Raw genomic sequence first — 15,367 nt, forward strand, 5'->3', positions numbered from 1 at the left:
AGCCAAACTGGCGAACGCCAGGCGAAACAACGAGCAAAACAGCGCGTGAAGCGAAGGCGGGTAGCCGGCCGCGCCTGGCTCTCGCGTGCCGCTGGTGGCGGCACATCGGGCGGCACATAAAGCGAGGGGCGCCGCTTTCCGGCTAAAAAGCTATAATTTAGCGGATTTTGGCCGACTTCCGCAATGCACCAACCGCAACGGCAAGCCTTTTCGGCCGCTTCTGTGCCATTCGCGTGTCCCACTCGCGTCAAACCGCCCTGCTCCAGTTCCGCCCGACCAGGCCGCCAACACGCATGATGTCTCACGACGACTTCGGAAAACGAATTTGAAATTACATCAGGATTCCAGCGGCGCCCTGAACACCGTCACCGGTTACGGCGCCGACTATGTCGAAATCAATCTGGTACGCCATTCGGGCAGCATTCTCGTGCTGCCGGACGCGCCCGTGATCCCTTGGCCCGTTTCCTCGTTCGAGCAGTTGAGCGCCGAACACTTCGCCATGCTGGTGGAGTCCGCGCCCGAAGTGGTCGTGTTCGGCAGCGGCGAGCGGCTGCGTTTCCCGCATCCGCGCCTGACCGCCGCGCTCACCGCCAAACGCATCGGCGTCGAAACGATGGACTTCAAGGCCGCCTGCCGCACCTACAACATTCTGATGGCCGAGGGCCGCAAGGTCGCGGCCGCGTTGCTGATCGAAGCGTAACGGCGCCGCATGGGTGCGGCGCTGGTGTCGTGCAGGCGCAAGCCGTTGCCGCATATGACACCTGCGGCAACCGCGTCGCCGAACTGACCGCACACCTTGGCCGCGTCACAGTCGATAACGTACACTGCGCGCCATCGGTGCCGTGCCGGCGCACTTGTGCATAGCTACCGGCAGCAAGTGTCATCTTGTGCCCTGCAACCGGGGCGCTGGGGGCCAGCCCCGGGTGGCCAGCCCTCCCGAAGCACCAGCCGTCATTTCCGAACAACAACGCAATGCTGCCCCATGCGGCGTCGCCAAAAAGGTTGAAATTCATGAACGATACGCCGTCCCGGCTACCGCTCAATCGCACCACGATCCTGCTGCTCGTGCTGGCCCTCGCCGTGATCTGGTTCGTGCCGCTCGGCTGGCGCCATCTGCTGCCCAGCGACGAAGGCCGTTACGCCGAAATGGCGCGTGAGATGTTCGTCACCGGCGACTGGATCACGCCGCGCTACAACGGCTACAAGTATTTCGAGAAACCCCCGCTGCAAACCTGGGCAAACGCGCTCACGTTCGCGTGGTTCGGCATCGGCGAATGGCAGGCGCGCCTTTACACCGCGCTGACGGGCTTTGCTGGCGTGCTGCTGATCGGCTTTACCGGCGCGCGGGTGTTCAACGCGGCGACCGGCGTGTTCACGGCGCTCGTGCTGGCGACCTCGCCGTACTGGAACCTGATGGGCCACTTCAACACGCTCGACATGGGCCTGTCGTTCTGGATGGAGCTCTCGCTCTGCGCGCTGCTGCTTGCGCAGCGCCCCAACCTGCCGGGCGCCAACGTGCGCGGCTGGATGTGGCTGTGCTGGGCGTCGATGGCGATGGCGGTGTTGTCCAAGGGTCTGGTCGGCGTGATCCTGCCGGGCGCGGTGCTGGTGCTGTACACGCTGCTCGCGCGCGACTGGGCGGTCTGGAAGCGCCTGCACCTGATCGGCGGCCTGATCGTGTTCTTCGCGATCGTTACACCCTGGTTCGTGCTGGTGCAACAGCGCAATCCGGAGTTCCTGAACTTCTTCTTCATCGTCCAGCAGTTCAAGCGCTATCTGACGCCTGAACAGAACCGCCCCGGGCCGTTCTATTATTTCGTGCCGGTGCTGCTGGTCGGGTTCCTGCCGTGGCTGTCGATTACCGTGCAAAGCGTTCGCCACGCGTGGCGCCAGCCGCGCCAGCCGAACGGCTTCGCACCGGTGATCCTGCTACTGGTGTGGACGGTGTTCATCTTCCTGTTCTTCAGTGCGTCGCACTCGAAGCTGCTGTCCTACACGCTGCCGATCGCCCCGGCCATCGCGCTGCTGATCGGCATGTATCTGCCGCTCGTCACGCGTGACCAGCTGCGCCGCCATCTGGCCGGCTACGCACTGTTTCTGGTGATGGCGGCATTCGCCGCGCTGTTCATGTCGCGCTTCGGCAGCGCGCGCAACCCGACCGAGCTGTACGTCGAATACCGCACCTGGGTGCTGGCGGCGCTCGCCGTCGCCTTCGTGCTGACGCTGGCGGCGCTGTGGCTGAACCGCCGTAGCCGCGCCGGCATTCTCGGCGCCGTCGCTGCGTTCGGCGTGGCGTGGCTGCTGCTCGGCACGATCGCCGGCACCGGTCACGACGTGTTCGGACGGTTGAGCTCCGGCGCGCCGCTCGCGCCCGCGATCAAGGCCGAGATCGCCAGACTGCCGGCGGATACGCCGTTCTACTCGGTCGGTGTGCTCGACCACACGCTGCCGTTCTATGTCGACCACACGATGATCATGGTCGAGCATCCGGACGAGCTGGCGTTCGGTATTTCCGTCGAACCGCAGAAATGGGTGCCGTCGGTCAATGCCTGGGTCGAACGCTGGAAGGCCGATCGCTACGCGCTCGCGCTGCTCCCGCCGTCCACTTACGACAAACTGCTTGCGCAGCACCTGCCGATGCAGGTTGTCGCGCGCGACTCGCGCCGGGTGGTGGTGATGAAGCCTGTGGCTGCGTCCGACGCCGCGGCGCCAGTAGAAAAAACCCAACAATGACCCCACATCAGGATCAGAACGTTAGATGAATCCGATTTCCCTCTTTTGCATTCTCGCCGGCGTCACGTTGAACGCCGGCGCGCAGTTGCTGCTCAAAGCCGGAACGAATGCCGTTGGACACTTCGAATTCACCCGTGCGAACATCCTGCCCATTGGCTGGCGGCTCGCAACCCAGCCGCCGATCATCGGCGGGCTGGCCTGCTACGTGATCAGCGTCGCCGTGTGGGTGATCGGACTGTCGCGGGTGGATGTGTCGATTGCCTATCCGATGCTCTCGCTCGGCTACGTCGTCAACGCGATCGCGGCGTGGTATCTATTCGGCGAAGTGATGTCAGTGCAGAAGCTGATCGGGATCGGCATCATCCTGATCGGCGTAGTCATCCTGGCGCGCAGCTAGGCGTGGAGCCCCGGCAGTGGCTTGCCGGGCATGCTTTATTACCGTTTATTGCGACCGCCGACGCGGACCTCGCCAGACGCCGGCGGCAAAGATGCTGTAAGCCGGGCATCGACGCTGGCTAAGTAAAACGTAAGGATGGCCGCTGTATCCTTTGCGGTTGCGCCCTTTTTTAGTCGTGGCCTTGGGTTTGCGCATAGTGTGTGCTTTACTTCGCGCCCTGCGGGTCGCGCCCCTTTCAATCGAGCGAAGCATTCAATGAGCCAGTCAACAGTCCCGTTTTTGCCGTTTGTCAAACCCGAAATCGATGAAGAAACGATCCAGGGCGTCGCCGACGTGCTCCGCTCCGGTTGGATCACCACCGGCCCGCAGAATCAGAAGTTCGAAGCGGCGCTCTCGGCGTTCTGCGGCGGCCGTCCGGTGCGCACCTTCAATTCCGGCACGGCGACGCTCGAAATCGGGCTGCGCATCGCCGGTGTAGGCGAAGGCGACGAAGTGATCACCACGCCCGCCTCGTGGGTCGCGACTAGCAATGTGATCTATGAAACCGGCGCGACGCCGGTGTTCGTCGACATCGATCCGGCCACCCGCAATATCGACCTCGATCTGCTCGAAAAGGCCGTCACGCCGCGCACCAAGGCGATCATTCCGGTTTATCTGTCGGGTCTGCCGGTCGACATGGATCGTCTCTATGAAATCGCCCGCACCCACAAGCTGCGCGTGATCGAAGACGCCGCGCAGGCGTTCGGCTCGACGTGGAAAGGCGAGCGCATCGGCAAGCTCGGCGATATGGTCTCGTTCAGCTTCCACGCGAACAAGAATCTGACCTCGATCGAAGGCGGTGCGCTGGTGCTGAACAATGAGGAAGAAGCGATCCTCGCACAGAAGTACCGGCTGCAAGGCATCACCCGCACCGGCTTCGACGGCATGGACTGCGACGTGCTGGGCGGCAAGTACAACCTCACGGACGTCGCCGCGCGTGTCGGCCTTGGCCAATTGCCGCATCTGGAGCGCTTCATCGCGCAGCGCAAGAAGCTCGTGCGCGCGTACTTCGCCGGTTTCGAAGGCGGCGCGGCGGTGAAGCTGGGCGTCGGCTTGCCGCTTGCCGACTTCGAAAACAGCAACTGGCACATGTTCCAGATCACGCTGCCGCTCGAAAAACTGTCGATCGATCGCGCCGGCTTCATGGGCGCGTTGAAGGAGCGTGGCATCGGCTCGGGTGTGCACTATCCGGCGATTCACCTGTTCTCGCTGTATCGGGCGCGCGGCTTCAAGGAAGGGATGTTCCCGCACGCGGAGCGCTTCGGCGCGACCACTGTCACGCTGCCCTTGTTCACGCTGATGAACGAAGGCGATGTGGAACGGGTCTGTCGTGCGGTCAATGAAATTTGCGAACAATACGGAAAATAAGCGGAAATGAGTTATTCGGAACATCGCGCCGTCGCACCGGAAGTGTCGATCATCATCCCGGTGTACAACGAGGAAGCCGGGCTGGCCGCGCTGTTCGCGCGACTCTATCCGGCGCTCGACGCGCTCGGCACCGGCTATGAAGTGATCTTCATCAACGACGGCAGCCGCGACAAATCCGCCGCCCTGCTCGCCGAGCAGTTCCGCGCGCGGCCCGACACGACCCGCGTGATCCTGCTGAACGGCAACTACGGCCAGCACATGGCGATTCTGGCGGGCTTCGAGCAATCGCGCGGCGAGATCGTCATCACGCTCGACGCCGACTTGCAGAACCCGCCTGAAGAAATCGGCAAGCTGGTCGCGAAGATGCGCGAAGGCTACGACTACGTCGGCACGATTCGCCTGCAGCGCCAAGACAGCCTGTGGCGCCGCAAGGCTTCGCGCGCGATGAACCGCCTGCGCGAGCGCATCACCCGCATCAAGATGACCGATCAGGGCTGCATGCTGCGCGCGTACAGCCGCCACATCATCGACACGATCAATCGCTGCGGCGAGATCAACACCTTCATCCCGGCGCTCGCCTACACCTTCGCGCAGAATCCGGTCGAGATCGAAGTCGCGCACGAAGAGCGTTTTGCCGGCGAATCGAAATATTCGCTGTATTCGTTGATCCGCCTGAATTTCGACCTCGTCACCGGCTTCTCGGTCGTGCCGCTGCAATGGCTGTCGTTCATCGGCGTGATTCTTTCGCTCGGTTCCGCGGCGCTGTTCGTGCTGCTGCTGATTCGCCGCTTTATCATCGGCGCGGAAGTGCAAGGTGTGTTCACGCTGTTCGCCATCACCTTCTTCCTGCTCGGCGTGATCATCTTCGCGCTCGGGCTGCTCGGCGAATACATCGGGCGGATCTATCAGCAGGTGCGCGCCCGTCCGCGCTATCTGGTGCAGACGATTCTCGAACAGCGCGACGGCACCACTGTCACCGAAGCGCCGCGTCAGGCAGTCGTGCAGGCCGTGCAAGCCGCGCCGCTGATCGATCAGGGACCCAATCCATGAAGCCGCGCGCAGTCGTCTTCGCGTATCACAACGTCGGCGTGCGCTGCCTGCAGGTGCTGCTCGCGCGCGGCGTCGACGTGGCGCTGGTCGTCACCCATGAAGACAGCCCGACCGAAAACATCTGGTTCGGCAGCGTCGCGTCAGTGGCCGCCGAGCACGGCATTCCGGTCGTCACGCCGGCTGATCCGAAGAGCGTCGAACTGCGCGCCGCGGTGAGCGCCGCGCGGCCGGACTTCGTCTTCTCGTTCTACTACCGCCACATGCTGCCGGTCGATCTGCTGGCGCTCGCCGCACGGGGCGCTTACAACATGCACGGTTCGCTCTTGCCCAAATACCGCGGGCGCGTGCCGACCAACTGGGCGGTGCTCAACGGCGAAACCGAAACCGGCGCGACGCTGCACGAAATGGCCGCCAAGCCCGACGCGGGCGCGATCATCGCGCAAACGCCGGTGCCGATCCTGCCCGACGACACCGCCGCGCAAGTCTTCGACAAGGTCACGGTGGCCGCCGAGCAAACCCTGTGGCGCGTGCTGCCTTCCTTGCTGGCGGGCGAAGCGCCGCATCTGCCGAACAATCTGTCGCACGGCAGTTACTACGGCGGGCGCAAACCGGAAGACGGCCGCATCGACTGGACGCAACCCGCTCAGCAGGTCTACAACCTGATCCGCGCGGTCGCGCCGCCCTATCCCGGCGCCTTCACCGATATCGACAACAAGCGCTTCACCATCGCCCGCGCACGTCTGGCCACGCCCGGCGCGCTTCGCTCGGATTTGCCCCCGGGCCTGCACGTAAGCGATAATGCCGTTTTCGCGATATGCGGCGACGGTCGCGCGATCGCCATCCATGAATTGCGGCACCAGCACGACGGCGGCGAAACCGTCGTCACCCCGGCCGAATTCGCCCAGCTCATCCAAACTCCCCGTCATTCATGAAAAAAGTCCTGATTCTGGGTGTGAACGGCTTCATCGGCCATCACCTGTCCAAACGCATTCTCGAAACGACCGACTGGGAAGTGTTCGGGATGGACATGCAGACCGAACGTCTCGGCGACCTTGTCAATCATGAGCGGATGCACTTCTTCGAAGGCGACATCACGATCAACAAGGAGTGGGTCGAGTATCACGTCAAGAAGTGCGATGTGATCCTGCCGCTGGTCGCGATCGCCACGCCCGCCACGTATGTGAAGCAGCCGCTGCGCGTGTTCGAACTCGACTTCGAGGCGAATCTGCCGATCGTGCGTTCGGCCGTCAAGTACGGCAAACACCTCGTGTTTCCGTCGACCTCCGAGGTCTACGGCATGTGCACGGACGAGCAGTTCGATCCGGAAGAATCGCAACTGTCGTACGGTCCGATCAACAAGCCGCGCTGGATCTACGCGTGCTCGAAGCAGCTGATGGATCGCGTGATCTGGGGTTATGGCATGGAAGGCCTGAACTTCACGCTGTTCCGTCCGTTCAACTGGATCGGCCCGGGTCTCGACTCGATCTACACGCCGAAGGAAGGCAGCTCGCGCGTGGTCACGCAGTTCCTCGGCCACATCGTGCGCGGCGAGAACATCAGCCTGGTGGACGGCGGCGCGCAAAAGCGCGCGTTCACGGATATCGACGACGGCATTGGCGCGCTGATGAAAATCATCGAGAACAAGGACGGCGTGGCGACGGGCAAGATCTACAACATCGGCAACCCGACCAACAACTTCTCGGTGCGCGAGCTCGCGCACAAGATGCTGGCGCTGGCCGCCGAATTCCCGGAATACGCGGAAACGGCCAAGCAGGTGCAACTCGTCGAAACGTCGTCGGGCGCGTACTACGGTACCGGCTATCAGGACGTGCAAAACCGCGTGCCGAAGATCGACAACACGATGCAGGAGCTCGGCTGGGCGCCGAAGTCGACCTTCGACGAAGCGCTGCGCAAAATTTTCGAAGCGTACCGTGGCCATGTCGGCGAAGCACGCGCGCTCGTCGAACAGCAATAAGGGCTGATCCTTGCCTCGTATCGTTCTGAAGATCGACGTCGACACGCTGCGCGGCACCCGCGAAGGCGTGCCGAATCTCGCACGCATCTTCGACCGCTTCAAGGCGCGCGCCACTTTCCTCTTCAGCCTCGGGCCCGACCACACCGGTTGGGCGATGCGCCGCGTGCTGCGGCCGGGCTTCTTGCAGAAGGTATCGCGCACTTCGGTGGTCGAGCACTACGGCATCAAGCAACTGATGTACGGCGTGCTGCTGCCCGGTCCGGACATCGGCGTGAAGACCGCCGCGGAAATGCGCGCGATTCATGAAGCCGGCTTCGAATGCGGCATTCACACGTGGGATCACGTTTATTGGCAGGACAACGTGCGTTCGCAAGACCGCGAGTGGACCGTCAAGCAGATGCAGAAGAGCCACAACCGTTTCGTCGCGATCTTCGGCGCGCCGCCGGTTACGCACGGCGCGGCCGGCTGGCAGATGAACGGCCACGCGTTCGAACAGATCGACGCATGGGGCATGCGCTACGCGTCCGACGGCCGCGGCCATTCGCCGTATCTGCCGGTAGTCGACGGCAGGCAACTGTCGCATGTGCAGATGCCCACCACGCTGCCGACCCTCGACGAAGTGCTCGGCGTGGATGGTGTCGATCTGAACAACGTCGCCGCATGGATGTTGAAGCGCACCGAACACAATCCGCATGACCAGGTGTTCACGCTGCACGCGGAACTCGAAGGGCAAAAGCTCGCGCCGATTTTCGAACAGTTGCTGGACGGCTGGCGCGCGCAAGGCCACAGCTTCGCGACGATGGGCGATTACTACGCCACGCTAGACCGCAGTACGCTGCCATCGTACCCTGTTACATGGGGTGAAATTCCAGGCCGCTCCGGCGAGTTGATTGTCCAGCCCTCATAGGCGCCCCTGATCGAACCGACCGCCGCGTGTCGACGTTCCGCGCACCGGTGGCCGACCTCCCCAAAGCCAAAATGCCAGGCCCACGCCGCAGCAACCCGGCGCCGGCCATAACAACCGGAGAACCTCGTGCCCATCGCAGTCGACCAACCCGTCCCCGACTTTACCGCCCCTGCTACCGGTGGCGAGCTCACGCTGTCCAAGCTGCGCGGCAAGAAGGTGGTGCTGTATTTTTATCCGAAGGACAACACGCCGGGCTGCACGACCGAAGGTCTGCAGTTCCGCGATCTGTATCCCAGGTTCAAAAAAGCCGGTGCGGAAATTCTCGGCGTATCGCGCGACAGCCTGCGCTCGCATGACAATTTCAAGGCCAAGCTCGAATTGCCGTTCCCGTTGATCTCGGATCCGGAAGAAACGCTGTGCGCGCTCTTCGGTGTCATGAAAATGAAGAAAATGTATGGCAAAGAAGTACGGGGAATTGAGCGCTCCACATTCCTCATCGACGGCGAAGGCGTGCTGCGCCAGGCGTGGCGCGGCGTGAAAGTGCCTGGGCACGTCGATGACATTCTGGAGGCTGTACAAGCGCTTTGAGGCGCGTTATATTGGGTTGCAATGAGTGCCTGTCCACCCCATTCTTTCCGCAGTTGCGCCAGACTTCACGGCCGTTTTGTCGTTGCCGTCGAAGTCGTGAGGCACAACGCGATGACCATAGGCGAGCCGCTTGCCCCGTACGCCGGGGCGGCGGCTTTTTTAATTGCGCGCGGCCGTTCGTTCACTCGGCCGCGCGTTTCCGTTAAGGAGCCGATCGAAGACCAGGCGAACCGGCATCTCTAGACCGAAAGCGCGCCTCCGGGCGCAAACTGCGTGCGCACACCTTGGCACCGGCAGAATGCGACAGGCGGCGCACGATATGTGACCCGATTATTTCGAGGGAAACCATGCCTTTGCCTACCCCCCCCAGCAAGCTCGGCAATCTCCTGCCGCCTGACGAATACAAGGCCAAAGCCGCCACGCCGGCGCGCTCCGCCGCGAAGAAACAGGCGAACGAAGGGGAAACCGCAGAGTCGGCCGATTACGGCCGCGCGAACGTCGCCACGCCGATGGCGCATGCCGCCAATGCCGCCACCACCTTGCGGCCCGTACCGGCATCGTCGGCTTCTGCCGCTGCCGGGCAAGCCGCAGCGGCGCTCGACGCAGGGGCGCCCCGTCGCAAATCGAAGCAGGCCGCCGCTTTGCTGCAACCCGTGCCTGCCGCCCGCCCGCAAGCCGAACCCGCCCAAGCTGCGCCTGCCGCACAGCCGCAGCCGGTAGTCGCGCGCACGCCGAGCGCAAAACAGCCTGCCGCTAGCGCACCTGCGGCCGTAGCGCCCAGCACGCGCAGCGCTGGCAAGAAACGCGGCGCAACCGCCGACGTGGTCGAAGCACAGAAGCTCTTCGTGCTCGACACCAACGTGTTGATGCACGATCCAAGCTGCCTGTTCCGTTTCGAGGAACACGACGTCTATCTGCCGATGATGACGTTGGAAGAACTCGACAACCACAAGAAAGGCATGTCGGAAGTCGCGCGCAACGCACGCCAGGTGAGCCGCACGCTGGACGCGCTGGTGGCGAACGCCGGCAGCATGTCGGACGGTATTTCACTTGCGCGTCTGGGCAGCCGCGAGGCGTCCGGGCGTCTGTACTTCCAGACCAAGCTCACCGCCATCGAGCCTGTTGAAGGTCTACCTGAAGGCAAGGCTGACAACCAGATTCTCGGCGTCGTGCGCGCGTTGCAGCGCGACCGGATGGACCGCCAGGTCGTGCTGGTGTCGAAAGACATCAACATGCGCATCAAGGCGCATGCGCTCGGCCTGCCCGCCGAGGATTATTTCAACGACCAGGTGCTCGAGGACAGCGATCTGCTGTTCTCGGGCATTCGCGCGCTGCCACAGGATTTCTGGACCAGGCACGCGAAGGGCATGGAGAGCTGGCAGGACACCAAAACGGGCACCACGTATTACCGCGTGACCGGTCCGCTGTGCGCGTCGATGCTGGTCAACGAGTTCGTCTATCTGGAACCGCAGAACGGCGAGCCGACCTTTCATGCGCTGGTGCGCGAGTTGAACGGCAAGACCGCGCTCCTGCAAACCTTGCGCGATTACGGCCACCACAAGAACAACGTGTGGGGTATCACGGCGCGCAATCGCGAGCAGAATTTCGCGCTGAACCTGTTGATGAATCCGGAAATCGACTTCGTCACGCTGCTGGGTCAAGCCGGCACCGGCAAGACCCTGGTCGCGTTGGCCGCCGGTCTCGCGCAGGTGCTCGACGACAAGCGCTACAACGAAATCATCGTGACGCGCGCCACTGTCCCGGTCGGTGAAGACATCGGCTTCTTGCCGGGCACGGAAGAGGAAAAAATGCAGCCGTGGATGGGTGCATTCGACGACAACCTCGAGGTGCTGCAAAAGACCGACGACGCCGCCGGCGAATGGGGCCGCGCCGCGACTCAGGAACTGATCCGCTCGCGCCTGAAGGTCAAGAGCATGAACTTCATGCGCGGCCGCACGTTTGTGGACAAGTATCTGATCATCGACGAGGCGCAAAACCTGACGCCGAAGCAGATGAAGACACTGGTCACGCGCGCAGGTCCTGGCACGAAGATCATCTGTCTCGGCAATATTGCGCAGATCGATACGCCGTACCTGACGGAAGGCAGTTCGGGTCTGACGTACGTGGTCGACCGCTTCAAGGGCTGGGCGCACAGCGGGCACGTGACGCTGGCGCGCGGCGAGCGCTCGCGCCTCGCGGATTACGCATCGGAGATCCTTTAAGTTTCAACGCCTTAGCTTCGGCTAAAAGCCGCCTCCGGTTCATACCGGAGGCGGCTTTTTTATTGGCTCCGCGTCCGCGGCAGACAACACTTAGTACACAAACTTCAAGTAATTTGTCAAGAGTTCTTGCCTGGGCCAGGTTTGACGGGCTACCATCCGGACATCGTCTGCCTTTAAACGAACGTTTACCGCTCGCCTGGACTTCATGCGCCGACTCGCATTTTCGCTGCTGATCGTTTCGCTGCTCGCCGCCTGTGCCGGCGCACCGCAGAAGACGTCGCGCGGGTCCGGCAGTTCAGTCACCGTGGCGAACGGCGCTTATCAAGCGCCGCCACCGGGCTTCCCGAATTTCGTCGATCACAGCATCGGCCGTGAGGAAATCTCGATTCAGGCGATGAGTCTGGTCGGTATTCCATACCGCTGGGGCGGCAATACGCCCGATAGCGGCTTCGATTGCAGCGGATTGGTTCGCTATGTGGTGTCGCGCGCGGCATCCGTGAATCTGCCGCGAACCACTTCGGATATGAGCGGGCGCGGCGAATCGATCGAACCGGACGAAATCGCGCCTGGCGATCTGATTTTCTTCAACACGACCGGGCGCGCGCATTCGCACGTCGGTATCTACGTGGGCAAGCTGCGCTTCGTCAATGCGCCGTCGACGGGCGGCACGGTGCGGCTCGATTATTTGACCAATCCGTATTGGGCAAAACGCTTCGACGGGATCCGACGCGTGGCGACGCCGGCTGCAGGACCGGCACCGTTCGATACGCCGAACTATCAGGCTTCGGCGCCGCAGGAACGGGCCGCGCCGACGTACGCGGGCGCTGCGGCAAACCTGGCGCCGGCAGCGAAAGCGGCGGCGCAACAACCGCCGGCCTATGCAGCAGGCTCGTTGGCGCCGCAGCAGGCGACACGCGTTACGACGACGCCCCGTGCTCCATTGATAGCGGCCACCCAGCCGACCGTCGCGCCGAACGCGGCTTTGCCTGCACAAGCTGATCCTTTTGAACCGCCGCCGCCCGGCATGAGCGCCGCGCAAATGCAGGCGCGCGCGGCAGGCGCTGTGTCGCCGACGCCGGTTCAATCTGCCCAACAACCCGCCATACCGGATAACGCCCCCGCAAATTCGGTGGCTCAAGAAGTTGCGACGCCGCGAGCCGGCGCGCCCGCTTCCATCGCCCGCGCGCCGGACCCGATCGACGCCGCCGCCGATGCGTTCGAACCGCCCCCGCCCGCCTCCGTCGCGGTGCGCCAGGCGCAGCAAGCGCGTCAGGCGGATGCGAATGAGGGTGTGCAGATCATGCGAGCCTCCACCGGCTCGCGCGGCGCCGCCGCGCCCACGCAAACCACCGACGACCCGATCGCCCGTTTCGCCAACGGCAATTTCTGACGCCGCTGAGAAACGCGCTTCAGACCTCATCATCCGTGCCCGGCCCTGCTGTAACGCCTCCGATCTGCTATCGTCTTCGATATTCTTCCGACAGCGGGTGGTGACGATGGATCTCGGGCTAAAAGACAAGGTGGTGCTGATCACGGGCGGCAGCAAAGGCATCGGACTCGCCTGCGCCCGCGCGTTCGCGATGGAAGGCGCCAAGGTCGCGATCGTCTCGCGCGACCCCGCCAATCTCGCAAGAGCCTACGAAGAGTTGCGCCAGGAAGGCCTGCACGTGCATCGGACGCGCGCCGACCTGCACGAACCGCACAGCGCCGCCGATATTGTCGAGGAAGTCACGACCGCGGTCGGCCCGATCGACGTGTTGATCAACAGTGCCGGCGCGGCGCGTCGCTACGACCCGGAAACACTCGATGCCGAAGCTTTCCGGGCGACCATGGAAGCGAAATATTTCCCGTACATCTACCCGCAGCAGGAAGTGCTGCGCCGCATGGCCGAGCGGGTAAAAACCGGGGAAGGCGCCGGGCCCGGCACGATCGTCAATATCATCGGCATGGGCGGCAAGATCGCAAGCGATATTCACATCGCCGGCGGCGCCGCGAATGCAGCGCTCATGCTCGCGACCGTCGGCCTCGCGCATTACTACGCGCGCTACGGTATCCGCATCAACGCGATCAATCCGGGTTCGACACTGACCGAGCGCGTCGAGGAAGCGGTCAAGCTGGAAGCGTCGCAGCAAGGCATCGACGGCGCGGACGCGCTGGCGCGCGGCCAGGCGAAAGTACCGCTCGGACGCTATGCGAAACCGGAGGAAATCGCCGACGTCGCGCTGTTTCTGGCGAGCCGCCGCGCGAGCTATGTGACGGGCGCAATTGTCCCGATGGATGGGGGCAGCACGCCGCTGATCTGAGCGGCGCGCTTTACAGCTTTACAGCCTTTTTAGCGCGAACGACTGCGCTTGCCACGCTTACAGGAAGCGGTGGCCGAGCCACCAGGCTGCTGCGGCGAGCGCCGCGGAGGCCGGAATCGTCAGAATCCACGCCCAGACGATATTGCCGGCCACGCCCCAGCGCACCGCGCTCAGCTTCTGCGTGGCGCCGACACCGACAATCGCGCCGGTGATCGTGTGCGTGGTGGACACCGGAATACCGAGCCACGACGCGGTAAACAGCGTGATCGCCCCGCCCGACTCCGCGCAAAAACCGCCAACCGGCTTCAGCTTGGTGATCTTCTGCCCCATCGTGCGGACGATCCGCCAGCCGCCGAACAGCGTACCGATACCCATCGACAGATAACAGCCGCCGATCACCCACATTGGCGGCGCATCCGCGATCGACGACGCATAGCCGGTCGCGATCAGCAGCATCCAGATGATGCCGATGGTTTTCTGCGCGTCGTTGCCGCCGTGGCCGAGGCTATACAAACCCGCAGAGACCAGTTGCAAGCGTCGGAAACGCCGGTCGACCTTGCTCGGCGGCGTGCGGAAATAGATCCACGACACAGCCAGCATGAAGAACGAGCCGAGCACGAAACCGAGCAGCGGCGAGATGAAGATGAAGGCCACCGTCTTCATCAAGCCGTCGACATTGAGCGAGCCCCAGCCCGACTTGGCGAGCGCCGCCCCCACCAGGCCGCCGATCAGCGCATGCGACGAACTGGACGGAATACCGTAATGCCACGTGATGATGTTCCAGCCGATCGCGCCGACCAGCGCGCCGAAAATCACATAATGATCGACGATACCCGGATCGATCGTGCCCTTGCCGACGGTCTGCGCCACTTTCAGATGGAACACGAAATACGCGACGACGTTGAATGCCGCCGCGAACGCCACGGCCTGCTGAGGTTTCAGCACGCCGGTCGACACGACTGTGGCGATCGAATTCGCCGCGTCGTGGAAGCCGTTCATGAAGTCGAAAATCAGTGCGACGGCAACCAGGGCGGCGACCGCCCAGATAGCGAGTTGTATCGATTGCATTATGCGTTTTCCAGCACGATGCCTTCGATGATGTTCGCCACGTCCTCGCACTTGTCGGTGATCGTTTCGAGCAGTTCGTAAATCGCTTTCAGCTTGATCAGCGTCTTGACGTTGTCTTCTTCGCGGAACAACTTCGACATCGCCGAGCGCAGCACGCGGTCGGCTTCCGATTCCAGACGGTCGATGTCCTCGCAGGCCTTCAGGATCTGGCTCGCCTGCTTCATGTCCGACAGCAGGCTGACGGCGTACTGCACGCGCTCGGAGGTGGCCGTGCAGATGTGCGCAAGCTGGCTCGCTTCCGAGGTCACCGCCTGCACGTCGTACAGCGAAATAGCGGTTGCGACGTCCTCCATCAGGTCGAGGATGTCGTCCATCGTGGTGATCAGCTTGTGGATCTCGTCGCGGTCGAGCGGCGTGATGAACGTCTTGTGCAGCAGGTCGATGGCTTCGTGCGTAAGCTTGTCAGCGGCCTTCTCAGCCTTTTGCACGTTTTGCTTATGAGTTTCGGCGTCTTGCAGATTGTCGATCAGCAGCTCGAGTTCGTGGCTCGCCGAGACGATGCACTTTGCGTGTGCATTGAAAATTTCAAAGAACTTGCCCTCGGTGGGCATGAAACGACCGAACATTGGGATCCCGGAAATTGGTCATGTGGCTGACATAAAAGCGCCACATTGTACCGTTCCGAGATCGATGCCGCACTTTTGAAAGCGTCGTTAC

General features: G+C 62.9%; 14 protein-coding genes. 12 read left to right on the forward strand and 2 right to left on the reverse strand.

Going from position 1 to position 15,367, the window contains the following annotated elements; translation table 11 throughout:
• The first annotated feature begins 325 nt into the window (after positions 1–325).
• The 12 genes from AC3WOG_RS12275 (at position 326) to AC3WOG_RS12330 (ending at position 13,582) form a co-directional block, all read left to right on the forward strand.
• Positions 326–700: an Mth938-like domain-containing protein gene (locus AC3WOG_RS12275; RefSeq protein WP_341312296.1), complete on the forward strand. Its 375-nt coding sequence runs from the start codon at positions 326–328 to the stop codon at positions 698–700.
• A gap of 311 nt (positions 701–1,011) precedes the next feature.
• Positions 1,012–2,733 (forward strand): glycosyltransferase family 39 protein, encoded by a 1,722-nt coding sequence (locus tag AC3WOG_RS12280; RefSeq protein ID WP_492578255.1) that lies wholly within the window; start codon positions 1,012–1,014, stop codon positions 2,731–2,733.
• Between the two features lie 25 nt (positions 2,734–2,758).
• The gene (locus tag AC3WOG_RS12285) at positions 2,759–3,130 is read left to right on the forward strand and encodes an SMR family transporter (protein WP_410832812.1); all 372 of its coding nucleotides are present in this window, start codon (positions 2,759–2,761) and stop codon (positions 3,128–3,130) included.
• Positions 3,131–3,385: 255 nt separating this feature from the next.
• Complete coding sequence (locus AC3WOG_RS12290; protein WP_492578256.1) at positions 3,386–4,537, forward strand: DegT/DnrJ/EryC1/StrS family aminotransferase; 1,152 nt, start codon at positions 3,386–3,388, stop codon at positions 4,535–4,537.
• Positions 4,538–4,543: 6 nt separating this feature from the next.
• A complete protein-coding gene (locus tag AC3WOG_RS12295) occupies positions 4,544–5,587 on the forward strand; it encodes a glycosyltransferase (RefSeq protein ID WP_492578257.1) in 1,044 nt (347 codons plus the stop codon).
• Positions 5,584–6,519: a formyltransferase gene (locus tag AC3WOG_RS12300; RefSeq protein ID WP_492578258.1), complete on the forward strand. Its 936-nt coding sequence runs from the start codon at positions 5,584–5,586 to the stop codon at positions 6,517–6,519. The genes AC3WOG_RS12295 and AC3WOG_RS12300 overlap by 4 nt, the downstream gene beginning before the upstream one ends.
• Positions 6,516–7,562 (forward strand): bifunctional UDP-4-keto-pentose/UDP-xylose synthase, encoded by a 1,047-nt coding sequence (locus AC3WOG_RS12305; protein ID WP_492578259.1) that lies wholly within the window; start codon positions 6,516–6,518, stop codon positions 7,560–7,562. Before AC3WOG_RS12300 ends, AC3WOG_RS12305 begins: the two co-directional genes overlap by 4 nt.
• Before the next feature lie 10 nt (positions 7,563–7,572).
• A complete protein-coding gene (locus AC3WOG_RS12310; RefSeq protein ID WP_492578260.1) occupies positions 7,573–8,469 on the forward strand; it encodes a polysaccharide deacetylase family protein in 897 nt (298 codons plus the stop codon).
• Positions 8,470–8,595: 126 nt separating this feature from the next.
• Positions 8,596–9,057: a peroxiredoxin gene (locus AC3WOG_RS12315; protein WP_492578261.1), complete on the forward strand. Its 462-nt coding sequence runs from the start codon at positions 8,596–8,598 to the stop codon at positions 9,055–9,057.
• Positions 9,058–9,404: 347 nt separating this feature from the next.
• Positions 9,405–11,279 (forward strand): PhoH family protein, encoded by a 1,875-nt coding sequence (locus AC3WOG_RS12320; protein WP_492578262.1) that lies wholly within the window; start codon positions 9,405–9,407, stop codon positions 11,277–11,279.
• Between the two features lie 205 nt (positions 11,280–11,484).
• Complete coding sequence (locus tag AC3WOG_RS12325) at positions 11,485–12,669, forward strand: C40 family peptidase (protein ID WP_492578263.1); 1,185 nt, start codon at positions 11,485–11,487, stop codon at positions 12,667–12,669.
• Positions 12,670–12,775: 106 nt separating this feature from the next.
• Complete coding sequence (locus tag AC3WOG_RS12330; RefSeq protein ID WP_492578264.1) at positions 12,776–13,582, forward strand: SDR family oxidoreductase; 807 nt, start codon at positions 12,776–12,778, stop codon at positions 13,580–13,582.
• Between the two features lie 57 nt (positions 13,583–13,639).
• Here the strand turns inward: AC3WOG_RS12330 and AC3WOG_RS12335 are convergent, their stop codons facing one another.
• Both AC3WOG_RS12335 and AC3WOG_RS12340 read right to left on the reverse strand, forming a co-directional pair.
• A complete protein-coding gene (locus AC3WOG_RS12335) occupies positions 13,640–14,650 on the reverse strand; it encodes an inorganic phosphate transporter (RefSeq protein ID WP_492578265.1) in 1,011 nt (336 codons plus the stop codon).
• The gene (locus AC3WOG_RS12340) at positions 14,650–15,276 is read right to left on the reverse strand and encodes a DUF47 domain-containing protein (protein ID WP_492578266.1); all 627 of its coding nucleotides are present in this window, start codon (positions 15,274–15,276) and stop codon (positions 14,650–14,652) included. Before AC3WOG_RS12340 ends, AC3WOG_RS12335 begins: the two co-directional genes overlap by 1 nt.
• Positions 15,277–15,367: the final 91 nt, after the last annotated feature.

The sequence above is a fragment of the Paraburkholderia sp. FW306-02-B genome, assembly GCF_058782725.1.

Coding starts and splice junctions, on each gene's coding strand:
- AC3WOG_RS12320 (WP_492578262.1), top strand. CDS start 9,405: ATGCCTTTGCCTACCCCCCCCAGCAAGCTCGGCAATCTCCTGCCGCCT.
- AC3WOG_RS12280 (WP_492578255.1), top strand. CDS start 1,012: ATGAACGATACGCCGTCCCGGCTACCGCTCAATCGCACCACGATCCTG.
- AC3WOG_RS12340 (WP_492578266.1), bottom strand. CDS start 15,276: ATGTTCGGTCGTTTCATGCCCACCGAGGGCAAGTTCTTTGAAATTTTC.
- AC3WOG_RS12295 (WP_492578257.1), top strand. CDS start 4,544: ATGAGTTATTCGGAACATCGCGCCGTCGCACCGGAAGTGTCGATCATC.
- AC3WOG_RS12305 (WP_492578259.1), top strand. CDS start 6,516: ATGAAAAAAGTCCTGATTCTGGGTGTGAACGGCTTCATCGGCCATCAC.
- AC3WOG_RS12325 (WP_492578263.1), top strand. CDS start 11,485: ATGCGCCGACTCGCATTTTCGCTGCTGATCGTTTCGCTGCTCGCCGCC.
- AC3WOG_RS12335 (WP_492578265.1), bottom strand. CDS start 14,650: ATGCAATCGATACAACTCGCTATCTGGGCGGTCGCCGCCCTGGTTGCC.
- AC3WOG_RS12285 (WP_410832812.1), top strand. CDS start 2,759: ATGAATCCGATTTCCCTCTTTTGCATTCTCGCCGGCGTCACGTTGAAC.
- AC3WOG_RS12300 (WP_492578258.1), top strand. CDS start 5,584: ATGAAGCCGCGCGCAGTCGTCTTCGCGTATCACAACGTCGGCGTGCGC.
- AC3WOG_RS12290 (WP_492578256.1), top strand. CDS start 3,386: ATGAGCCAGTCAACAGTCCCGTTTTTGCCGTTTGTCAAACCCGAAATC.
- AC3WOG_RS12330 (WP_492578264.1), top strand. CDS start 12,776: ATGGATCTCGGGCTAAAAGACAAGGTGGTGCTGATCACGGGCGGCAGC.